Source organism: Jhaorihella thermophila (assembly GCF_900108275.1).
GTDB classification, from domain to species: Bacteria; Pseudomonadota; Alphaproteobacteria; order Rhodobacterales; family Rhodobacteraceae; genus Jhaorihella; species Jhaorihella thermophila.
Genome location: NZ_FNVD01000006.1, coordinates 131,967 through 151,860, shown reverse-complemented (window position 1 = coordinate 151,860; position 19,894 = coordinate 131,967). Strand labels below are relative to the sequence as shown.

The 19,894-nt window shown below is 66.8% G+C and carries 22 protein-coding genes; 18 read left to right on the top strand and 4 right to left on the bottom strand.

What is annotated here, in order from left to right; genetic code table 11:
* Positions 1-61 precede the first annotated feature (61 nt).
* From hslO to C4S70_RS09190, 6 genes are all read left to right on the top strand, one after another.
* Positions 62-1,048 carry an Hsp33 family molecular chaperone HslO gene (gene hslO, locus C4S70_RS09215; RefSeq protein WP_104007826.1) on the top strand — a complete coding sequence of 329 codons (987 nt, stop codon included), beginning with the start codon at positions 62-64 and terminating at the stop codon, positions 1,046-1,048.
* Positions 1,041-1,649 carry a CoA pyrophosphatase gene (locus C4S70_RS09210; protein ID WP_235003770.1) on the top strand — a complete coding sequence of 203 codons (609 nt, stop codon included), beginning with the start codon at positions 1,041-1,043 and terminating at the stop codon, positions 1,647-1,649. Before hslO ends, C4S70_RS09210 begins: the two co-directional genes overlap by 8 nt.
* Complete coding sequence (locus C4S70_RS09205; protein WP_104007824.1) at positions 1,646-2,812, top strand: CCA tRNA nucleotidyltransferase; 1,167 nt, start codon at positions 1,646-1,648, stop codon at positions 2,810-2,812. The genes C4S70_RS09210 and C4S70_RS09205 overlap by 4 nt, the downstream gene beginning before the upstream one ends.
* 43 nt (positions 2,813-2,855) lie before the next feature.
* On the top strand, positions 2,856-4,076 hold the full coding sequence (locus tag C4S70_RS09200) for a class I SAM-dependent RNA methyltransferase (protein ID WP_104007823.1): 1,221 nt from the start codon (positions 2,856-2,858) through the stop codon (positions 4,074-4,076).
* Positions 4,077-4,107: 31 nt separating this feature from the next.
* On the top strand, positions 4,108-4,911 hold the full coding sequence (locus C4S70_RS09195) for an ion transporter (RefSeq protein WP_104007895.1): 804 nt from the start codon (positions 4,108-4,110) through the stop codon (positions 4,909-4,911).
* Positions 4,912-4,979: 68 nt separating this feature from the next.
* Entirely contained in the window at positions 4,980-5,480 is a 501-nt protein-coding gene (locus C4S70_RS09190; RefSeq protein ID WP_104007894.1) for a L,D-transpeptidase family protein, read from the top strand.
* Between the two features lie 10 nt (positions 5,481-5,490).
* Here the strand turns inward: C4S70_RS09190 and dalA are convergent, their stop codons facing one another.
* Positions 5,491-6,003 (bottom strand): divisome-associated lipoprotein DalA, encoded by a 513-nt coding sequence (gene dalA, locus C4S70_RS09185; RefSeq protein WP_104007822.1) that lies wholly within the window; start codon positions 6,001-6,003, stop codon positions 5,491-5,493.
* 172 nt (positions 6,004-6,175) lie between these two features.
* Between dalA and C4S70_RS09180 the strand changes: the two genes are divergently transcribed.
* Both C4S70_RS09180 and C4S70_RS09175 read left to right on the top strand, forming a co-directional pair.
* Positions 6,176-6,796 carry a L,D-transpeptidase gene (locus C4S70_RS09180; RefSeq protein ID WP_104007821.1) on the top strand — a complete coding sequence of 207 codons (621 nt, stop codon included), beginning with the start codon at positions 6,176-6,178 and terminating at the stop codon, positions 6,794-6,796.
* Positions 6,797-6,932: 136 nt separating this feature from the next.
* Entirely contained in the window at positions 6,933-7,115 is a 183-nt protein-coding gene (locus tag C4S70_RS09175) for a hypothetical protein (protein WP_104007820.1), read from the top strand.
* Between the two features lie 84 nt (positions 7,116-7,199).
* Here C4S70_RS09175 and hemH read toward each other — a convergent pair whose 3' ends face one another.
* Entirely contained in the window at positions 7,200-8,249 is a 1,050-nt protein-coding gene (gene hemH, locus C4S70_RS09170) for a ferrochelatase (RefSeq protein ID WP_104007819.1), read from the bottom strand.
* 55 nt (positions 8,250-8,304) lie between these two features.
* A complete protein-coding gene (locus tag C4S70_RS09165) occupies positions 8,305-9,123 on the bottom strand; it encodes a methyltransferase domain-containing protein (protein WP_104007818.1) in 819 nt (272 codons plus the stop codon).
* Positions 9,124-9,140: 17 nt separating this feature from the next.
* On the opposite strand from C4S70_RS09165, the gene C4S70_RS09160 reads away from it, so the two are divergent.
* Genes C4S70_RS09160 through C4S70_RS09145 form a run of 4 tightly spaced genes read left to right on the top strand, consistent with a single transcriptional unit; the run spans position 9,141 to position 11,451 of the window.
* A complete protein-coding gene (locus tag C4S70_RS09160) occupies positions 9,141-9,869 on the top strand; it encodes a ComF family protein (protein ID WP_268807781.1) in 729 nt (242 codons plus the stop codon).
* Positions 9,870-9,906: 37 nt separating this feature from the next.
* Positions 9,907-10,164, top strand: coding sequence for a glutaredoxin 3 (gene grxC, locus C4S70_RS09155; RefSeq protein WP_104007816.1), 258 nt, complete (start codon positions 9,907-9,909; stop codon positions 10,162-10,164).
* Positions 10,164-10,994, top strand: a complete 831-nt coding sequence (locus tag C4S70_RS09150; RefSeq protein ID WP_104007815.1) for a carbon-nitrogen hydrolase family protein — start codon at positions 10,164-10,166, stop codon at positions 10,992-10,994. Before grxC ends, C4S70_RS09150 begins: the two co-directional genes overlap by 1 nt.
* Positions 10,995-11,007: 13 nt before the next feature.
* Positions 11,008-11,451 (top strand): MarR family winged helix-turn-helix transcriptional regulator, encoded by a 444-nt coding sequence (locus C4S70_RS09145; protein ID WP_104007814.1) that lies wholly within the window; start codon positions 11,008-11,010, stop codon positions 11,449-11,451.
* A 160-nt stretch (positions 11,452-11,611) separates the two neighbouring features.
* On the opposite strand, the gene ubiG is transcribed toward C4S70_RS09145, so the two are convergent.
* On the bottom strand, positions 11,612-12,358 hold the full coding sequence (gene ubiG / locus C4S70_RS09140; protein ID WP_104007813.1) for a bifunctional 2-polyprenyl-6-hydroxyphenol methylase/3-demethylubiquinol 3-O-methyltransferase UbiG: 747 nt from the start codon (positions 12,356-12,358) through the stop codon (positions 11,612-11,614).
* Between the two features lie 49 nt (positions 12,359-12,407).
* On the opposite strand from ubiG, the gene pip reads away from it, so the two are divergent.
* The 6 genes from pip to infB all read left to right on the top strand — a co-directional run bounded on the left by pip (position 12,408) and on the right by infB (position 19,847).
* Complete coding sequence (gene pip, locus C4S70_RS09135; protein WP_104007812.1) at positions 12,408-13,385, top strand: prolyl aminopeptidase; 978 nt, start codon at positions 12,408-12,410, stop codon at positions 13,383-13,385.
* Positions 13,382-14,227 carry an ABC transporter substrate-binding protein gene (locus C4S70_RS09130; protein ID WP_104007811.1) on the top strand — a complete coding sequence of 282 codons (846 nt, stop codon included), beginning with the start codon at positions 13,382-13,384 and terminating at the stop codon, positions 14,225-14,227. Before pip ends, C4S70_RS09130 begins: the two co-directional genes overlap by 4 nt.
* Positions 14,228-14,416: 189 nt before the next feature.
* On the top strand, positions 14,417-15,022 hold the full coding sequence (gene rimP, locus C4S70_RS09125) for a ribosome maturation factor RimP (protein WP_104007810.1): 606 nt from the start codon (positions 14,417-14,419) through the stop codon (positions 15,020-15,022).
* A complete protein-coding gene (gene nusA, locus C4S70_RS09120) occupies positions 15,022-16,704 on the top strand; it encodes a transcription termination factor NusA (protein ID WP_104007809.1) in 1,683 nt (560 codons plus the stop codon). The genes rimP and nusA overlap by 1 nt, the downstream gene beginning before the upstream one ends.
* A gap of 24 nt (positions 16,705-16,728) precedes the next feature.
* A complete protein-coding gene (locus C4S70_RS09115; protein ID WP_104007808.1) occupies positions 16,729-17,352 on the top strand; it encodes an RNA-binding protein in 624 nt (207 codons plus the stop codon).
* An 8-nt stretch (positions 17,353-17,360) separates the two neighbouring features.
* Entirely contained in the window at positions 17,361-19,847 is a 2,487-nt protein-coding gene (gene infB, locus C4S70_RS09110; RefSeq protein WP_104007807.1) for a translation initiation factor IF-2, read from the top strand.
* The last annotated feature ends 47 nt before the right edge of the window (positions 19,848-19,894 follow it).

The window sequence follows — 19,894 nt, the reverse complement described above, 5'->3', positions numbered from 1 at the left end:
TCCCGGTGGGTTCTGCCTATATAGCGCGATATGCCAATGACGGGCGTGCAAGGAAACCCCCATGAAATCCGGATCGCAAATCGCGTGGGACGATACGGTCCTGCCTTTCCAGCTCGACGCTTCCGACATGCGTGGCCGCGTGGCGCGGCTTGACGGAGTGCTCAACGGTATCCTGAGCCAGCATGACTACCCGCCGCAGGTGGAGGCGCTGATCGCGGAAATGGCGCTTTTGACCGCGCTGATCGGCCAGACGATCAAGCTGCGCTGGAAGCTGTCTCTGCAGGTGCAGACCAACGGCCCCGTGCGCATGATTGCCACCGACTATTTCGCGCCGGATGAAGATGGGCGCTCGGCCCGCATCCGTGCCTATGCCGGCTATGATGCCGAGCGTCTGACCGACGACGCCCCGTTCGCGCAGCTGGGAGAGGGGTATTTTGCGATCCTGATCGATCAAGGCGAAGGCATGGCCCCCTATCAGGGCATCACGCCGCTGACGGGCAAGTCGCTGACGGACAGTGCCGAGTCCTATTTTGCCCAGTCCGAACAGCTTCCGACGCGGTTCGTTCTGCGGTTCGGCAAGTCGTCCGGACCCGGTGTCGAGGATCACTGGCGCGCCGGCGGGATCATGGTGCAGCACATGCCCAAGGCGTCGCCCTTTGCGGCCACCGGCCCCGGCACGGGCGACGTTCTGAAGGCGCGCGATCTGGTGCAGGGCGATGACAGCGAGAACTGGAACCGCGTCAACATCCTCTTGGACACGGTCGAGGACATGGAACTGATCGGCCCGTCGCTGCCGACCCCGGACCTTTTGGTGCGCCTGTTCCACGAGGAATCCCCGCGCGTGTTCGACGCACAGGCGGTGCGCTTCGGCTGCACCTGCTCGGAGGAACGTGTGCGCCGGGCGCTGTCGATCTATTCGGCCCGCGACATCGAAACGATGACCACCGAGGATGGCCGCGTTACCGCCGATTGCCAGTTCTGCGGAGCGCATTACGATCTGGACCCCAAGACGCTGGGATTCGAAGCGGAGAAACGCGACGGTGAGTGACGGAGCCGCCGAGGTGATCGAGCGGTTGCGGGCGGCGCTGGAACGCCCGGGGGACGAATCGTCCGACTTTGACCTGAACCCGGATACGGTTCTGCCGCCCGACCGCCGGCTGCGCCCGGCGGGGGTGCTGGTGCCGGTGTCGCTGGCCTTCGGCACGCCGCGCCTGATCCTGACCAAGCGGTCCTCGGCCCTGAAACACCATCCCGGTCAGATCGCCTTTCCCGGCGGCAAGGTGGACGAAGGCGACGCCGACCCCACCGCCGCCGCGCTGCGCGAGGCGCGCGAAGAGATCGGGCTGCCGCCCGGACTCGCCGAAATCATCGGCCACCTGCCCGAGCACGAAACCGTCACCGGTTTTCGCGTGACGCCGGTGGTGGCGGTGCTGCGGTCGGCCTTTGCGCCGGTGCCCGAACCCGGCGAGGTGGACGAGGTGTTCTCGGTCCCGCTGTCCCATGTCATCGATCCGCGGAACTTCCGCGTGGAATCGCGCATCTGGCGCGGACGGCGACGGTATTACTTCACGGTTCCCTACGGTCCCTACTACATCTGGGGTGCAACCGCGCGTATCCTGCGCGGACTGGCCGCCCGGATGGAGACATGACCGACGACACCCGCATTACCGAAGACTGGCTGACCAACCCCGCCACGCAAGGCGTGTGCAAGGCTTTGCAGGATGGCGGCGCGCAGGCGCTGTTCGTGGGCGGCTGCGTACGCAATGCGCTGTTGGGCGCGCCGGTCAGCGACATCGACATCGCCACCGACGCCCCGCCGGAACGGGTGATGGAACTGGCCGAGGCCGCCGGCATCAAGGCGGTGCCCACAGGGATCGACCACGGCACCGTGACTCTGGTCAATGGCGGCATCCCGCATGAGGTCACGACCTTTCGCCGCGATGTCGAAACCGACGGGCGCCGGGCGGTGATCGCCTATGCCGGAACCATTGAGGAAGACGCCGCGCGGCGCGATTTCACCATGAACGCGATTTATGCCCGGCCTGACGGCACAATCGTCGATCCGCTGGGCGGGTTGCCGGACCTGCGCGCGCGGCGGGTGCGGTTCATCGGGGATGCCAATGACCGCATCCGCGAGGACTATCTGCGCAGCCTGCGCTATTTCCGGTTCCACGCTTGGTATGGCGACCCCGAAGGCGGGTTCGATCCCGACGCGCTCGCGGCGATCGCGGCCAATCTGGAGGGGCTTTCGACTCTGTCGCGCGAACGGGTCGGGACCGAGATGCTCAAGCTGCTGGCGGCACCCGATCCGGCGCCCTCGGTCGCGGCGATGCGGTCCACCGGGGCGCTGGGGCAGTTCCTGCCGGGGGCGGATGACCGATACCTCGCTGCGCTGGTGCATCTGGAGCAGCAGGCCGGCGTCGCGCCGGATGCCCTGCGGCGGCTGGCGATCCTGGGCGGGGTGGACGTGGCCGACCGGCTGCGGCTCAGCCGGGCGCAGGCGAAACGGCTGGAACGGCTGCGCGACGCGGTGGGCAGCGACATGGGGCCGGCCGAGCTGGGCTATCGGCTGGGGGCCGACGAGGCGCGCGATGTGCTTCTGCTGCGCGCGGCGATGCTGGGCCAGCCCTGGGACGTCGAGGCCGCAAAGGCGGCAGAGCGCGGGGCGCGGGCCCGGTTTCCGGTCAGGCCCGCAGATCTGATGCCGGCGTTGCAGGGCCCGGCGCTGGGCGCGGCGTTGAAACGGCTGGAAAGGGAATGGATCGCCTCGGGATTTGCGCTGACGCGCGACGAGCTGCTGGGCCGCGCCTGACATTCCGGTTTTCCGCGGCGGCTCTTCGGTCTATCTGGGCGCCATGCGAGAGTCAGTCACGATCGAACGTCTGGGCCATCAGGGCGACGGCATCGCCGCCGGGCCGGTTTTCGTGCCGCGCGCACTGCCGGGCGAGGTGGTAAGCGGGCTGCGCGACGGCACCCGGCTGACCGAGATCCGCATCGAGACGCCATCGCCCGACCGCGTGCAGCCGCCCTGCCGTCACTACAGATCCTGCGGCGGCTGCCAGTTGCAGCATGCCTCGGACCCATTCGTTGCCGACTGGAAGCGCGAGGTTGTCCGCGCTGCCTTGGCCGCGCAGGGGCTGGAGGCGGATCTGCCGCCCACCGTGACCTCGCCGCCCCAGTCGCGGCGGCGAGCCACGTTTGCCGCGCGGCGCACCAAAAAGGGGGCGCTGGCCGGGTTCCACGGGCGGGCATCGGGCACGATCACCGAGATCCCTGACTGCCGGCTGCTGCATCCCGACCTTCTGGCGGGCCTGCCGCTGGCGCGCGACCTTGCGATGATCGGGGCGAGCCGCCGGCACGAGCTTGCCGTCAGCGTCACCCGGTCCGAAGGCGGGCTGGACGCGGCGGTGCGCGGCGGCAAGCCGCTGGACGGGCCGTTTCGGGCCGAACTGGCGCAGCTGGCCGCGCGACACCGGCTGGCGCGGCTGGCCTGGGACGACGAGGTAATCGCCACCCGTCTGCCGCCGATTCAGCGGTTCGGGCGGGCGGGCGTGATCCCGCCTCCCGGCGCCTTTCTGCAGGCAACCCCCGAAGGCGAGGCGGCGCTGCTGCATGCCGTGCGCGAAGCGGTCGCCGGGGCCACCCGGATCGCCGATCTGTTCGCGGGCTGCGGCACCTTTGCCCTGCCACTGGCCGAGGCGGCAGAGTTGCATGCGGTCGAAGGCGACGCGGCGATGATCCGCGCGCTCGACCGCAGCTGGCGCGAAACGCAGGGTCTGAAACGCGTGACGGCCGAGGCGCGCGATCTGTTCCGCCGCCCGCTTCTGGCCGACGAACTGGACCGGTTCGACGCCGTGGTGATCGACCCGCCCCGCGCTGGGGCCGAGGCGCAGGTCGCCGAGCTGGCCCGCTCCCGCGTTCCGGTGATCGCGCATGTGTCCTGCAACCCGGTGACGTTCGCCCGTGACGCGCGGGCGCTGGTGGATGCGGGCTATCGGCTGGACCGTGTTCAGGTGGTTGATCAGTTCCGCTGGTCGGCCCATTTGGAATTGGCGGCGGCCTTTCGGCTGGCGTGACGAGGCAGGAACAATGCAGGGACGCGGGACGATGGGATTTTCCAGACGGCTGGTGGCGCTTGTCGAGGCGCCGATCTTCGGGCAGGCGATCATGGGCGTCATCCTGTTCAACGCCATGCTTCTGGGCATGGAGACATCGGACGGCCTGATGGCGCGGATCGGTCCCGCAGTGCGGTTTTTGGACACGCTTTGCCTTGCGATCTTCGTGGCCGAGCTGGCGTTGAAGATGGCCGCCTACCGCCTGCGGTTTTTCGTGAACCCATGGAACCTGTTCGACTTCGTGATCGTCGGCATAGCGCTGTTCCCGGCGGCGCAGGCGTTTTCGGCGCTGCGAGCGCTGCGCATCCTGCGGGTGCTGCGGGTGGTGTCGGTGACGCCGCGCCTGCGCCGCGTTGTCGAGGGCTTCGTCACCGCCATTCCCGGCATGGGCAGCGTATTTCTTCTGCTGGGGATCATCTTCTACATCGGCTCGGTGATCTCGACGACGCTTTATGGCGATACCTTTCCCGACTGGTTCGGAAACCTGGGCCGCAGCGCCTATTCGCTGTTCCAGATCATGACGCTGGAAAGCTGGTCGATGGGCATCGTGCGCCCGGTGATGGAGGTTCACCCCCACGCCTGGGCGTTCTTCGTGCCGTTCATCATGGCGACGACCTTTGTCATGGTGAATCTGCTGGTCGGTCTGATCGTCAATTCGATGCAGGAGGCCCATCACGAAGGCGAGGCCGAACGCACCGATGCCTATCGCGACGAGGTGCTGGCGCGGCTCGAGGCGATCGAGCGCCGGCTGGACCGCGTGGCGCAACCCGACCGCCGCACAGGGACGGAAAAGTGATTTCCCGGCGTCGGCGATTTGCGGTATCCCTGCGGCAACGAGGCAGGACGAACGGGACAGGGACGATGATGAAGCGCAGGACGTTCGGTCTGGGTGCGTTGGCGACCCTCGCGGTGGCCGGGTGCAGCAGCAAGTTCAGAACCTACAACGGCCCCGAGGTGACCTCAATCGTACTCAACAAGGGCGCGCGGCGCCTTTACCTGCTGCACGGCAACGAGGTGCTGAAATCCTACAAGGTTGCGCTGGGCTTTGCTCCGGTGGGGCCCAAGCGGGTCAGGGGCGACGGCAAGACGCCCGAGGGCACCTATGTGATCGACCGCCGCAACCCCAACAGCGACTTTCACCTGTCAGTCGGCATCTCCTATCCCAACCGGCGCGACATCGAACTGGCCCGGGCGATGGGCATGGATCCGGGCGGCGACATCTTCATCCACGGACAGCCCAACCCCGGCGTGAAAAAGGGCAAGGGACCGGACTGGACAGCCGGCTGCATCGCGGTGAAGAACCGCGAGATCGAAGAGATCTATGCCATGGTCCGGCTGGGCACCCCGATCACGATCCGGGCGTGACGCGGGCCGGTCAGGTTCCCATCAACAGGGTCCACCACAGCTTTCCGCTGCGTTCCTGATGCCAGGCGAATCCCATCTTCGTCGCGCGGGGGTCCATCAGCACCTCGCGCGTGCCCTGTTCCTCCATCCAGGCGGCAAGTGTCTGCATCTCGGTCTCGAAGGTCTCCGAGATGTTTTCGCCCAGCAGCGTGCCGGCATATCCCGCCCGTTGAACCCGGTCGAGCGGAGACGACCCGTCGGATCCGAAGTGCCACGGCCGGTTCTGAACCGACATGTCGCGCGAATGGGTCGCCGCGGCGGCGTTCAGCGCCGGATCCAGTTGCACCGGCCCGGCCCCGGCCGAGGCACGCAGGGCGTTGACCGCGTCCAGCATCCGATACTGGATTTCCGCGGTCTGGCCGGGCCGGATCCGATAGACCTTGGGCAGCGGTTTTCCGTCGGAGTCCAGGACGGTGGAGTCGTAGCCCGGATCACACGCCGCCAACGCAAACAGACCCAAGAGTATGACAACGAGACGTCCCATGACACGCACCCGGAAGCAAGATTTTCATCGGGTTTACAGGGTCGATAGGGGATGCGCAATTCGCCCTTTGCCGTCGGGGCGTGCGTGACGGCGGTGTGAATTGCGCTTGTCGAGGCGGGGCCTTATCATGCCGCCGGAAGTTGACTGGTCCGAGCGTCCGAGGGGTCGAGACATGACGAACAATCCGTTCAAATCACCGACGCGCCGCGGCTTTCTTGCCGGGTCGGCGGCCTTGCTGGGTGTTCCCGCCGTCGCGGCGAGCGAAGATCAGGACACCGCAGAGCAGGCCTATGATCCCCTGCGCCCGCCGCCGGATCCCGAGCCGCCGGTGCGCCACAACATCTCGAGCTTCAAGACGCAGCAGTGGCAGCCCTATTTCAGCGATCTGCACAACGGTGCGATCCTTGTGGATACGATTTCGCGGGCGCTGCATTTCTGGTCCGAGGATCAGACGATCTACAAACTCTACCCTTGCAGCGTGCCGCTGACGGACGAGTTGACCCGCCGCGGCCGGACGAAGGTGGTGCAAAAGGTCGTCGGCCCCAGCTGGCGGCCCACGCCTTCGATGAAGAAACGCAATCCCGAATGGCCGGACTACATCCCGCCGGGGCCGGACAACCCGCTGGGCACGCATGCGCTTTATCTCAGCTGGCAGTATTATCGCATCCACGGAACCCACGACACGCGCAAGATCGGGCGGCGGTCATCGAACGGCTGCATCGGGCTTTACAACCACCATATCGAAGAGCTGTTCGGTCTGACCAAGGTGGGAACGCAAGTGTTGCTTATTTGACGACATTTCGGGCCGGCAAAGCGCGATATTTCCAACAAGCGTTTGCAATCGAGCCGATTCGCTGCTTAGAACAAACCCACGAGGTAAGACTTGAAAGCGTGCTCTTTTTTGGGGCGCGCGATTTCTGGAGGTTAACATGAAGAAACTCGTTCTCGCCGCTGCTCTGGCTGCTGCCGCTTCGTCCGCCAACGCTGGTTCGCTGGCCGAGCCGGTCGTCGAAGCGCCGGTCATCGTGGAAGAGTCCCAAAGCGCGTCGAGCGGCTGGGTTCTGCCCGTCCTTCTGCTGGTGCTGGTCGGCGCGGCTGTCGCTTCCAACTAAGCGACGCGACTTGCGAATTTCGAAGGGCGGGGAGAGATCCCCGCCTTTCTTCGTTTCCGGTCCGACCTCAGGGCGTCGTGCGGATCAGTCCAGCCAGCCGCCCAGTTCGCGCGCAGCGATTCCGGCCAGCGCGTCGATATGCGCATCATCGTCGTTCAGGCAGGGAATATAGGTGAAACTCTCGCCGCCCGCCTCGAGGAACGCGTCGCGGATTTCCACGTTGATTTCCTCCAGCGTCTCGATGCAGTCGGCGGAAAAGGCCGGCGCACAGACCGCGATCCGTTTCTTGCCGGCGCGGGCCAACCGGGCGACCTCTTCCACGGTATAGGGCTTCAGCCATTCCTCGCGGCCAAAGCGTGACTGGAAGGTGCTGATGATCTCGGTCTCGTCCCAGCCCAGCCGTTCACGCAGCAGCCGCGTGGTTTTCTGGCACTGGCAGTAATAGGGATCGCCCTGCGTCAGATATCGTTCCGGCATCCCGTGGTAGGAGCAGACGAGGATCTCCGGCCGGCCGGCGATTTCGGCATAGGCGCGTTCGATCGACCGGGCCAGCGCGTCGATATAGGCCGGGTCGTCGAAATAGGCCGGCACCGTGCGGCTGGCTGGCTGCCAGGGCTCGGCCATCAGCGCGCGAAAGAACTGGTCGTTTGCAGTGGCGGTCGTGGCGCCGGCATATTGCGGGTAGAGCGGAAAGAACAAGATGCGGTGGCATCCGGCCTCGACCATCTCGCGCAGCTTCGCCGGTGTCGAGGGGTTGCCGTAGCGCATGCAGAAATCCACCATCACGCGGTCGCCGAACCGATCGGCCATGCGTGCGGCGAACTTGGCCGTCTGTGCCTTGGTGATGGTCAGCAGGGGGCTTTCGTCCAGCTCGGTGTTCCAGATCGACCGATAGGCGGCGCCGCTGGAAAACGGCCGCTTGGTCAGCACGATCAGCTGCAGGATGGGCTGCCATTTCCAGCGCGGCAGGTCGATCACCCGCCTGTCGGACAGGAACTCGTTCAGATAGCGCCGCATCGACCAGTAATCGGTGGCGTCCGGTGTGCCCAGATTGGCCAGCAGGATGCCGATTTTGTCGGACGGCAGGGCCGGGTGGTCTTCGGGGGCATGCGCTGGGCGGCTGCGGTCGGTCATGGTCGGTCCTTGAGCGTTCTGCGTCTGTCGTGAGTTAGCGGCGCCGGCCTGTCGGTCAATCGGAAAGTTTGGTCTCGGTCGTTTTCAACGCATCCGCGAGCCTTGCCTGCGCCGATCCGGGCCGCAGCGGCTTGGGCTGGCTGTCGGAGGGCGACCACCCGGTCAGGCAGACCAGCTCGAACGTGGCGGGCAGACGGCCCTCGGGCGTGGCAAAGGCCGCGCGATAGAGCGCCTCGGCCCGGTCGAAGACCGCGCGGCGGGTCGGGTGGCGCAGGCGGTCGCTCAGCGCGTTGGCTTCGCCCATGTCGCGCAGGTCGTGCATCAGGTGGCGCAGATCGCGGTATTCGGCCGTCAGCGTCAGGCTGTCGGCCACCGGCAGCGCCAGGCCCGCGCGTTGCAGCAGCGCGCCGAGGTCGCGGATCTCGCCCATCGGGGCTACGCGCGGGGACAGCCCTCCGGCGATCTCGATCTCCGCCTGCCCCAGCGCGGCGCGCAACTCGCGCAGCGTCTCACCCCCCGGCAGAATCGCCAGCAACAGCCCGTCCGGCTTCAGCGCCAGCCGGCACTGGATCAGCTGGCCCACCGGGTCATTGGCCCAGTGCAGCGCCATCGCGTGGATCACAAGGTCATGCACACCGCGCGCCAGGTCCAGCGTTTCCTCGTCGGAAACGATCGCCGCTGTCGGGAACAGTGACGCCCAGAGATCGGGAAAGGGCGTGACCACGGCCGGCGCAGTAAAGGTTCTGTTAACCATCGACAGGCGATCCTGCACCTCGTCCTGCGCGGCGCGGTGCAGAAACAGCGCTTCGGGCCGGACCCGTTTGCGATGGGCCAGCAGGGCAGAACGGTCGAACAGGGGGGCGGCGTGTGACATGGGCGCAACCTAAGCGGATCAGGGCGCGGATTCAAACCGCGATCGAGGTCGTCTATCCCCCCCGCTGCCTGGGCTGCGGCGCGATGGTCGAAAGCGACTTTGGCCTTTGCGCGACCTGCTGGCGCGATACGCCCTTCATCGGCGGCACGGTTTGCGACTCCTGCGGAACGCCCCTGCCGGGCGAGCGCGACGGGTTCCGCATCGAATGCGACGACTGCATGGACCGCCCCCGGCCCTGGCGCAACGGCCGGTCCACGCTGCTCTATCGTGACAAGGCGCGCGAACTGGTGCTGGCGCTGAAACACGGCGACCGGCCCGAGATCGCCCGCGCCGCCGGCGCCTGGATGGCCCGCGCCGGGCGCGAGATCCTGCAAGAGCGGATGCTGGTAGCCCCGGTGCCGCTGCACTGGTCGCGCCTATGGCGGCGGCGCTACAACCAGTCCGCGCTGCTGGGGCAATCGCTGGCGCGGGCCGTGGGGTTGGAGGTCTGCCCGGACCTGCTGCAACGCATGCGGCGCATGCCGATGCTGGAAGGACTGGGCGCCGAAGATCGCTTCGCGCTGCTGACGCAGGCGATCCGCCCGCATCCCCGCCGCGCGGGTCGGGCGCAGGGCCGCGCGGTTCTGCTGGTCGATGACGTGATGACATCGGGCGCCACCCTGGCCGCCTGCACCCACGCGGCGCTGGACGCGGGTGCGGCGGAAGTTCACATTCTGACACTGGCACGTGTTGCAAAGGATGACTAAATCCCCGACAAGGAATGCGGCCATTGGGGATGAATGAATGAAACCGGTCGAAATCTACACCTCGCCGCTCTGCGGGTTCTGCCACGCGGCCAAGCGGCTGCTGGACAAGAAGGGCGTGCGCTATACCGAAATCGACGTGCTGCGCGACCCGTCGCGCAAGCCCGAGATGATCCAGCGCGCCAACGGCCGCCGCACGGTGCCGCAGATCTTTGTCGGCGAAACCCATGTGGGCGGCTGCGACGATCTGTATGAGCTGGAAAGCGACGGCAAGCTCGACGCTCTGCTGGCCTCGTGATGCGAACGGCGCTGGTCCAATTGTGCTCGGGCGATGACCCGACAGCCAACCTGGAACAGACCATGGGCTTTGTGGCGCAGGCGGCCGGGCAGGGCGCGCGCTTCGTGCTCACGCCCGAGGTTACGAACTGCGTCTCCAACAGTCGCAGCCATCAGAGCGAGGTTCTGCGCCACGAGGCCGACGACCCCACGCTGGCCGCGCTGCGGGCGCAGGCGTCGGATCTGGGGATCTGGCTGCTGATCGGTTCTCTGGCGCTGAAGACCGACGACTCGGACGGGCGGTTCGCGAACCGGTCCTTCCTGATCGGGCCGGACGGGTCGATCATCGCGCGCTATGACAAGATCCACATGTTCGACGTCGATGTGACGCCCGAGGAAACCTTTCGCGAATCGGACGGCTACCGGCCCGGCGACCGGGCGGTGGTGGCTGACACGCCGTTCGGGCGGGTAGGGATGACCGTCTGCTATGATATCCGCTTTCCGCATCTGCACCAGGCGCTGGCGCGAGCCGGGGCGCGGATCCTGACGGTTCCCGCGGCGTTCTCGCCGGTCACCGGCGCGGCGCACTGGGAGCCGCTCCTGCGCGCCCGCGCGATCGAGAACGGCTGCTGGGTGCTGGCGCCGGCCCAGACCGGCAATCACCCGATCAGCCGCGGCCGTCCCCGCCGAACCCATGGCCACAGCTTGGCCGTTGCCCCGTGGGGCGAGGTGGTCGTGGATGCCGGAACCGAACCGGGCGTTCACATTTCCGACATGGATGATAAAGCAGTGGACGAAGCCCGGCGGCGCGTACCGTCGCTGAGCCACATCCGACCCTTTCGCGGTCCATGATCGGCCAGAGCCCATGAATGACGAACCCCACGCCCTGGCGGTCGCGCTCTTCAGCGAGATTCTGACCGCCGATCAGCTCCTCAGGAACCGGCTCAGCCGGGTGCTGCCCAAGGGCATGGAGATTTCGCATTTCTCGGTTCTGAATCACCTGGCCTTCGTCGCCGACGAACGCACGCCCGCGCAGCTGGCCGACGTGTTCCACGTCACGCGCGGGGCGATGACCAACACGCTCAACAAACTGGAATGGGCCGGTTACGTGCATATCCGCCCCGACTGGGACGACGCGCGCCGCAAGTTGGTCGCGATCAGCCCGGCCGGGCGCCGCGCGCGCGATCAGGCTATTTCCGTCATTGCCCCGTTGATCGACGAACTGGTGGGGGATCTCGGCGTGGCTCGGGTGCGCGCGGTGCTGCCCGTGCTGCGCGACCTGAGATTGCGCCTGGAAAGCCTCGACTAGCGCTTCGCAGGGGCGGGCGGACCGGAGGCCGGAACTCTCCGACCCCCGCTCCTTCATCTTGCCGAAAATACTCCGGGGAGCGCGAGGGGCAGAGCCCCTCGCAACCATGGCGGGCCTCCGGCGCGACGGGAGAGGCCCCGCGCTCCGCCGCCGGCCGCGCTCAGCCGGGAACGACGCTGGCGGTGACGTAGTTCACGCTCAGATCGCGGTCGGACAGGCGCCATTGCCAGGAAATGGGGTTGAACACGAACCCCTTGCGGTCCACCGGCTCGAACCCGGCCCGGCGCAGCAGGTCGTACAGTTCATCCGGCGTGATGAATTTCGACCAATCATGCGTGCCGCGCGGCAACCAGCGCATGACGTATTCCGCGCCGACGATCGCTGCGGCAAAGGACTTGGCCGTTCGGTTGATCGTGGAACACAGATGCACCCCCCCCGGCCTGACCAGTTGCCGGCAGGCCGTGAGATAGGCCAGCGGGTCGGCGACGTGCTCGACCACTTCCATGTTCAGCACCACGTCGAAGGTCTCGCCCGCTTCGGCCAGCGCCTCGGCCGTGGTGTGGCGATAGTCGATCACAAGTCCGGATCGTTCGGCATGGATCCGGGCGACGGGCAGGTTGCCTTCGGCGGCATCCGCGCCCACCACCTGCGCGCCAAGTCTCGCCATGGGCTCGCTCAGCAGGCCGCCACCGCAGCCGATGTCGAGCAGCCGGAGTCCCTCGAACGGGCGGGGCTGCGACAAATCGCGGCTGAACTCGCCGGCGATCTGCGTCGTGATATAGTCCAGCCGGCAAGGGTTCAGCATGTGCAGCGGCTTGAACTTGCCGTGCGGATCCCACCATTCGGCGGCCATCGCCTCGAACTTGGCGACCTCGGCGGGATCGACGGTGAACTGAGGCGCTTGCATTCCGGGCTCCGTTCGCTGTTTTATCGGTTGCGGCTTATATAGGTCAGTAATGGACAAATACCCGGATCAAAAGCGCGCAGTGCAATATCTGCATCCGCCGATCGACCCTTTCGATCAGCGCATGGTGGATGTCGGGCAGGGTCATCACATCTACGTGGAGCAATGCGGCAATCCGCGCGGGATCCCGGTCGTCGTTCTGCATGGCGGCCCCGGCGGCGGATGCAGCCCGGCGATGCGCCGCTATTTCGACCCCCGCGTCTATCGCGTCGTGCTGTTCGACCAGCGCGGATGCGGCCGGTCGCGCCCGCACGCGTCGGTCAAGGACAATACGACCTGGCATCTGGTTGATGACATCGAGCGAATCCGGGTGGTCCTCGGGATCGACCGCTGGATCGCCTTTGGCGGAAGCTGGGGGGCGACGCTGGCGCTGGTCTATGCGCAGGCCCACCCGGACCGGGTGATGCGGCTCGTGCTGCGCGGAGTGTTCCTGGCCACCCAGGCGGAACTTGACTGGTTCTATGGCGGCGGCGCCGGGCGGTTCTGGCCCGAACAGTGGGCGCGGTTCGTGGCCCCCATCCCCGAGGCCGAGCGCCACGACCTGATCGCGGCCTATCACCGGCGGCTTTTTTCCGGAAACATGGGCGAAGAGGTCAGATATGCGCGCGCCTGGTCGCACTGGGAGAACGCGCTGGCCTCGATCCATTCCAACGGGCAGGCCGGGGAAGGCCCGCCGGACTATGCCCGCGCCTTTGCCCGGTTGGAGAATCACTATTTCCACAACAAGGCGTTTCTCGAACGCGACGGGCAGATCCTTGCCGACATGAGCCGGATTTCGCATATCCCCGGCGTGATCGTGCAAGGGCGCTATGACATGATCTGCCCGCCGGTCTCGGCCTGGCGGTTGAACGAGCTGTGGCCCGCGGGGCGGTTGAAGATGGTGCGCAACGCAGGGCACGCGCTGTCGGAGCCCGGGATCAGCGCCGAACTGGTCCGCGAGATGGACGCGCTGGCGGAGGAGCTGGCATGAGCCGGATCGACCGCCGCGCCCTGTTCACCTCGGGTGCCGCCGCGGCGCTGCTGGCGGCCTCGGGCGTGTCGCTGGCAGCCACGCCCCGGCCCGGCGGACGGTTGCGTCTGGCGGTGCCGCGCGACGACAGCAGCCTCTGCGCCGTGGCGCGGGCGGCCGTGTTCGACACACTGACCGAGGTCGCGCCCGACGGCGTGCTGCGCGGCGAACTGGCGAAGAGCTGGCAGTGCGGCCCGGACGCGCGGGACTGGCTGTTCACCTTGCACGAAGGGGTGAGGTTTCACGACGGGCGGCGGCTGGTGGCGCGGGACGTGGCCGAGTCGCTCGTCGCGCATGAATCGCCCGCGTTGCGGGGCGCGCGGATCGAGGCCGAAGAGTCCGGCGTTCTGCGCATCTCGCTGCGCGAGGGCAATCCGCAACTACCGTTGTTGCTGGCTGATTCGGCCCTGATCGTGGCGCCGGGTGGTCATGTGGCGGGCGAGTTGTCGCAGGCCGTGGGCACAGGCGCCTATCGCACCGTGCGCGCCGATGCCGGTCGGCATTTCCTGGGCCGCAAGGTCGAGGGGCATTATCGTGCGGGCAGCGCGGGCTGGGTCGATGAGTTCGAGATTGTGGTGATCCCGGATCCGGGCGTGCGGGCCGAGGCCCTGCGCGATGGATTCGTGGATGTGGCGGCGTTGCCGCAGCCGGACGGGCTGCTGGAGCGCGGAGAGTTCTTCTACCACCCTTCGCGCGACAACATGGCGCTTGCCGCCCGCGCGGGGCTGGGCGTGCCGAAGGCCATCGGGACGCGCGCGCCGCTGGACGACTTCCGCATCGCCGAGCGGTGGTGGGTCGGCTGAGGGCGAGAATCGCGCCTGCGGCGCGATGCCTTCGGCGAGGGTATTTGGGACCAGAAAGAAGCAGGGCTTGCAGAGTCGCGGACAACGGCCTATATGGGCTTCAACAGCGGCGCCTTGGGGTCCACACCCGAGGCTCCACCGGAAACGTTGTGACGGGCCGCGGGCCCGTTTTTTTGTGTCTGGAACAGAATGACCAACGACCTGATCGCCAAATCCGCCATCGACCGGCGCCTGGCCGAGATCATCACCCCCGTCATCGAGGACATGGGGTTCGAGCTGGTGCGCGTGCGGCTGATGTCGGGCAAGGCCACGACGCTGCAGATCATGGCCGACCGGCCCGAGGGCGGGATCGAAGTGGATGACTGCGCCGAGATTTCCAATGCGGTGGGCGCGGTTCTGGATGTCGAGGATCCGATCCTGGATGCCTACACGCTGGAGGTCTCCAGCCCCGGCATCGACCGCCCGCTGACCCGGCTGAAGGATTTCGAGGCCTTCGAGGGCTATGAGGCGAAGATCGAGACGAACCAGCCGATCGACAGTCGCCGCCGGTTTCGCGGTGTTCTGGCGGGTGTCGAGGGCGACGAGGTGCTGATCAACGTGGCGGCGCCGGGATCGGGCGAGGGCACAGTGACGATCGGGCTGAAATTCGACTGGCTGTCGGACGCCAAGCTGGTGCTGACCGACGACCTGATCCGCGACATGCTGAAGGCCCGCAAGGCCACCGGCGCAATCGACGAAACCAAGTTTGACGAGATCGAGACCGAAACCGAAGGGTCCGGGAAGGAGGACGACTGATGGCAATCACCTCTGCCAACCAGCTGGAGCTGCTGCAGACCGCCGAGGCGGTGGCGCGCGAAAAGATGATCGACCCGGATCTGGTGATCCAGGCGATGGAGGAAAGCCTCGCCCGCGCGGCGAAGAGCCGTTACGGAAGCGAGATGGACATTCGCGTGTCGATCGACCGCAAGACCGGCCGGGCGACCTTTACCCGCGTGCGCACCGTGGTCGAAGAAGAGGATATGGAGAACTACCAGGCCGAGATGACCGTGGATCAGGCCCGCGCCTATTTCGAGCCCAGCAAGGACGGGCGCGCGGTGTGGCTGCGCGACGGCCAGCCGATCGAGGATTTTTCGGGCGGGCCGCAGGTGGGCGACATCTTCCAGGAAGAGATCCCGCCGGTAGACATGAGCCGGATCGGCGCGCAGAGCGCCAAGCAGGTGATCCTGCAGAAGGTCCGAGAGGCCGAGCGCGACCGGCAGTATGAAGAGTTCAAGGACCGCATCGGCACCATCATCAACGGCGTCGTCAAGCGCGAGGAATACGGCAACGTCATCGTGGACGTGGGCCGGGGCGAGGCGATCCTGCGCCGCAACGAAAAGATCGGCCGCGAAAGCTATCGTCCGAACGACCGGATCCGCGCCTATGTCAAGGACGTCCGGCGCGAGACGCGCGGGCCGCAGATCTTCCTGTCGCGCACCGCGCCCGAATTCATGGCCGAGCTGTTCAAGATGGAAGTGCCGGAAATCTATGACGGCATCATCGAGATCAAGGCCGTCGCCCGCGACCCCGGCAGCCGGGCCAAGATCGCGGTGGTCAGCCATGACGGTTCGATCGATCCGGTCGGCGCCTGTGTCGGCATGCGCGGCAGCCGGGTGCAGGCCGTGGTGAACGAGCTTCAGGGCGAAAAGATCGACATCATCCCGTGGTCGGAGGATCTGCCCACCTTCTTGGTGAACGCGCTGCAGCCGGCCGAGGTGTCCAAGGTGGTGCTGGACGAGGATGCCGGCCGGATCGAGGTGGTCGTGCCCGAGGACCAGCTGTCCCTGGCCATCGGCCGCCGTGGTCAGAACGTGCGTCTGGCGTCGCAGCTGACGGGTCTGGACATCGACATTCTGACCGAGGCCGAGGAAAGCGCCCGCCGTCAGAAGGAGTTCGAGGAACGCACCAAGCTGTTCATGGACACGCTGGATCTGGACGAATTCTTCGCTCAGCTGCTGGTGTCGGAAGGCTTCACCAGCCTCGAGGAAGTCGCCTATGTGGACCTTGACGAGCTGCTGGTCATCGACGGCGTGGACGAGGACACCGCCCGCGAATTGCAGGCGCGTGCCCGCGACTATCTGGACGAGCAGGCCCGCAAGGCGATCGAACATGCCCGCGAACTGGGCGCCGAGGACAGCCTGATTGAATTCGAGGGCCTCAGCCCCCAGATGATCGAGGCGCTGGCCAAGGAAGGGATCAAGACGCTCGAGGACTTTGCCACCTGCGCCGACTGGGAGCTGGCCGGCGGCTGGACCACGGTGGACGGCGAACGGGTCAAGGATGACGGCATTCTCGAACCCTTTGACGTATCGCTGGAAGAGGCGCAAAATCTCGTCATGACCGCACGGGTCCAGCTGGGCTGGGTCGATCCGGCGGATCTGGAGGCGGACGAGGAAGACGCCGAGGCTGAGGAAACCGCCGAGGAGGCCGGGGCCTGATCGCAGGCCCCGGGAGCAGCCGGCATGAGCCGCGGCGGCGCGAAAAAGGAACGGTCGGACGGGCCCGAGCGGAAATGCATCGTCACGGGCGAGGTTCAGCCCAAGGCGAGGCTGATCCGGTTCGTGGCGACGCCGGACGGCGTGGTCGTGCCCGACATCGCGGGCAAGCTGCCGGGGCGCGGGGTCTATGTGTCGGCCGATCGCGCCGCGCTGGAAAAGGCGGTGGCCAAGCGGCTGTTCGCGCGCGGCTTCAAGCGGCCGGTCACCGTGCCCGATGGCATGGTGGACGAGATCGAGCGTCAGCTGGCGCGCCGCGTGGTGGACCTCATCAGCCTGGCGCGCAAGTCCGGCGATGCGGTGGCGGGCTATGAAAAGGTCAAGTCCTGGCTCGATCAGGGCCGGGCGCATGTGCTGATCCAGGCGATGGACGGATCGGCGCGTGGCAAGTCGAAGCTGAGCACGCCGTATCGCGGCCGATACATCGGCTGGCTGACGGCAGAGGAACTGGGCATGGCATTTGGGCGTCAAACCGTGATACATGCGGCGCTCGCCTCTGGTGGACTCGGCAAACGTGTTGTAGAGGAAGCGCAACGCCTGCGTGCTGTGCGCGGATGGAAAGACGGCGGCAAGGGCCGCGCGGAAGGGTAAGTAGCTTTATGAGCGATAGTGACGGCAAAAAGACATTGGGCCTGCGGGGCGGAGCGCGCTCGGGTAGCGTGAAACAGAGCTTCAGCCACGGACGGACCAAGAACGTCGTGGTGGAAACCAAGCGCAAACGCGTTGTGGTGCCCAAGCCCGGCGCAGCCAAGCCCACCGCACCAACGGCAAAAACCGCGAAGGCTGGCGACAAGTCCAAGCGCCCCGCGGGCATTTCGGATGCCGAAATGGAGCGCCGGCTGAAGGCGCTGCAGGCCGCCAAGGCCCGCGAGGCCGAGGAAGCCGCGCGCCGTGCGGCCGAGGAAAAGGCGCGTGCCGAAGAGCGGGAACGCCGCCGCGCCGAGCAGGAGGCCAAGGAGCGCGAACAGCGCGAGGCCGAGGAACGCGCCCGGCGGAAGGCTGAAGAGGAAGAGCGCCAGCGCCGCGAGGCGGAAGAAGCCGCGCGCCGTGCGGCTCAGGCCGAGCAGACCGCCAAGACCGCGCCGGCGCAGGACTCGGCCCGGCCCGCCGCCAAGGCCGCGCCGCAACCGGCCCGCAAGCCCGAACGCGAACGCGAGCAGCGCCGCGGCAAGGGGCGCGACGAAGGCGGCCGCCGCTCCGGCAAGCTGACGCTGAATCAGGCGCTCAGCGGTGATGGCCGGCAGAAATCGCTGGCCGCGATGAAGCGCAAGCAGGAACGCGCCCGGCAAAAGGCGATGGGCGGCCCGGTGCAGCGCGAAAAGGTGATCCGCGAGGTTCAGCTGCCGGAAACCATCGTGGTCAGCGAACTGGCAAACCGCATGGCCGAGCGCGTGGCCGACGTGGTCAAGTCGCTGATGCAGATGGGCATGATGGTCACGCAGAACCAGTCGATCGACGCCGATACGGCGGAGCTCATCATCGAGGAATTCGGTCACAAGGCCGTGCGCGTGTCGGATGCCGATGTCGAGGACGTGATCCAGCAGATCGAGGACAAGCCCGAGGATCTGAAGCCGCGCCCGCCGGTCGTCACCGTGATGGGCCATGTGGACCACGGCAAGACGTCGCTGCTGGATGCGATCCGCAACACAAACGTCACTTCGGGCGAAGCCGGCGGCATCACGCAGCATATCGGCGCCTATCAGGTCAAGGCCAAGGACGGGCAGGTTCTGACCTTCCTGGACACGCCGGGCCACGCGGCCTTTACCTCGATGCGGTCGCGCGGGGCGCAGGTGACGGATATCGTGGTGCTGGTTGTCGCTGCGGACGATTCGGTGATGCCGCAGACGATCGAGGCGATCAACCACGCCAAGGCCGCCGGCGTTCCGATGATCGTGGCGATCAACAAGATCGACAAACCGGCCGCGAACCCCGACAAGGTGCGCACCGAACTGCTGCAGCACGAAGTGATCGTCGAAAAGCTGTCGGGCGACGTGCAGGATGTCGAAGTCTCCGCCGTGACCGGCCAGGGCATCGACGAGCTGCTCGAGGCGATCGCGCTTCAGGCGGAGATCCTGGAACTCAAGGCCAATCCCGACCGCCCGGCCGAGGGCGCGGTGATCGAGGCGAAGCTGGACGTGGGCCGCGGGCCCGTCGCGACGGTGCTGGTCCAGAAGGGCACGCTGCATCAGGGCGACGTGTTCGTCGCGGGCGAACAGTGGGGCCGCGTCCGCGCAATGGAGAACGACAAAGGCGAACGCGTCAAGAAAGCTGGTCCGTCGGTTCCGGTCGAGGTGCTGGGCCTGCAGGGCACGCCCGAGGCCGGCGACATCCTGAACGTGGTCGAAAACGAGGCGCAGGCGCGCGAGATCGCCGAATACAGGCAGGAAAAGGCCAAGGAAAAACGCGCCGCCGCCGGTGCCGGCACGACGCTGGATCAGCTCCTGGCCAAGGCCAAGGCGGATGCCAACGTCAAGGAACTGCCCGTGGTGGTCAAGGCCGACGTGCAGGGTTCGGCCGAGGCGATCGTCCAGGCGCTGGAGAAGATCGGCAACGAAGAGGTGCGCGTGCGCGTGCTGCATTCGGGCGTGGGCGCGATCACCGAAACCGATGTGGGTCTGGCCGAGGCATCGGGCGCCCCGATCATCGGCTTCAACGTCCGCGCCAACGCCCCGGCTCGTCAGGCCGCCAACCAGAAGGGCGTCGAGATCCGTTATTACAGCGTGATCTACGACCTCGTGGACGACGTGAAGAAGGCCGCCAGCGGCCTGCTCGAGGCCGAGGTGCGCGAAAAGTTCATCGGTTACGCCGAGATCAAGGAGGTCTTCAAGGTTTCGGGCGTGGGCAAGGTGGCCGGCTGTCTGGTCACCGAAGGCGTCGCCCGCCGTTCGGCCGGGGTGCGTCTGCTGCGCGACAACGTGGTGATCCACGAAGGCACGCTGAAGACGCTCAAGCGGTTCAAGGACGAGGTCGCCGAGGTCCAGTCGGGTCAGGAATGCGGCATGGCGTTCGAGAACTACGACGATATCCGCCAGGGCGACGTGATCGAGATCTTCGAGCGCGAAACGGTGGAACGCACGCTGGACTGACGCGCATCACGCGGAATGAAAAAAGAGGCAGCCTTCGGGCTGCCTCT

What these genes read in the sequence shown, in the direction of transcription:
- C4S70_RS09175 (WP_104007820.1), top strand. Translation starts at nt 6,933, where the DNA reads ATGAAGAAACTCGTTCTCGCCGCTGCTCTGGCTGCTGCCGCTTCGTCC.
- C4S70_RS09150 (WP_104007815.1), top strand. Translation starts at nt 10,164, where the DNA reads ATGCGAACGGCGCTGGTCCAATTGTGCTCGGGCGATGACCCGACAGCC.
- rimP (WP_104007810.1), top strand. Translation starts at nt 14,417, where the DNA reads ATGACCAACGACCTGATCGCCAAATCCGCCATCGACCGGCGCCTGGCC.
- nusA (WP_104007809.1), top strand. Translation starts at nt 15,022, where the DNA reads ATGGCAATCACCTCTGCCAACCAGCTGGAGCTGCTGCAGACCGCCGAG.
- infB (WP_104007807.1), top strand. Translation starts at nt 17,361, where the DNA reads ATGAGCGATAGTGACGGCAAAAAGACATTGGGCCTGCGGGGCGGAGCG.
- C4S70_RS09145 (WP_104007814.1), top strand. Translation starts at nt 11,008, where the DNA reads ATGAATGACGAACCCCACGCCCTGGCGGTCGCGCTCTTCAGCGAGATT.
- C4S70_RS09195 (WP_104007895.1), top strand. Translation starts at nt 4,108, where the DNA reads ATGGGATTTTCCAGACGGCTGGTGGCGCTTGTCGAGGCGCCGATCTTC.
- pip (WP_104007812.1), top strand. Translation starts at nt 12,408, where the DNA reads ATGGACAAATACCCGGATCAAAAGCGCGCAGTGCAATATCTGCATCCG.
- C4S70_RS09190 (WP_104007894.1), top strand. Translation starts at nt 4,980, where the DNA reads ATGAAGCGCAGGACGTTCGGTCTGGGTGCGTTGGCGACCCTCGCGGTG.
- C4S70_RS09130 (WP_104007811.1), top strand. Translation starts at nt 13,382, where the DNA reads ATGAGCCGGATCGACCGCCGCGCCCTGTTCACCTCGGGTGCCGCCGCG.
- C4S70_RS09200 (WP_104007823.1), top strand. Translation starts at nt 2,856, where the DNA reads ATGCGAGAGTCAGTCACGATCGAACGTCTGGGCCATCAGGGCGACGGC.
- C4S70_RS09180 (WP_104007821.1), top strand. Translation starts at nt 6,176, where the DNA reads ATGACGAACAATCCGTTCAAATCACCGACGCGCCGCGGCTTTCTTGCC.
- C4S70_RS09115 (WP_104007808.1), top strand. Translation starts at nt 16,729, where the DNA reads ATGAGCCGCGGCGGCGCGAAAAAGGAACGGTCGGACGGGCCCGAGCGG.
- grxC (WP_104007816.1), top strand. Translation starts at nt 9,907, where the DNA reads ATGAAACCGGTCGAAATCTACACCTCGCCGCTCTGCGGGTTCTGCCAC.
- dalA (WP_104007822.1), bottom strand. Translation starts at nt 6,003, where the DNA reads ATGGGACGTCTCGTTGTCATACTCTTGGGTCTGTTTGCGTTGGCGGCG.
- ubiG (WP_104007813.1), bottom strand. Translation starts at nt 12,358, where the DNA reads ATGCAAGCGCCTCAGTTCACCGTCGATCCCGCCGAGGTCGCCAAGTTC.
- C4S70_RS09165 (WP_104007818.1), bottom strand. Translation starts at nt 9,123, where the DNA reads ATGTCACACGCCGCCCCCCTGTTCGACCGTTCTGCCCTGCTGGCCCAT.
- hslO (WP_104007826.1), top strand. Translation starts at nt 62, where the DNA reads ATGAAATCCGGATCGCAAATCGCGTGGGACGATACGGTCCTGCCTTTC.
- hemH (WP_104007819.1), bottom strand. Translation starts at nt 8,249, where the DNA reads ATGACCGACCGCAGCCGCCCAGCGCATGCCCCCGAAGACCACCCGGCC.
- C4S70_RS09205 (WP_104007824.1), top strand. Translation starts at nt 1,646, where the DNA reads ATGACCGACGACACCCGCATTACCGAAGACTGGCTGACCAACCCCGCC.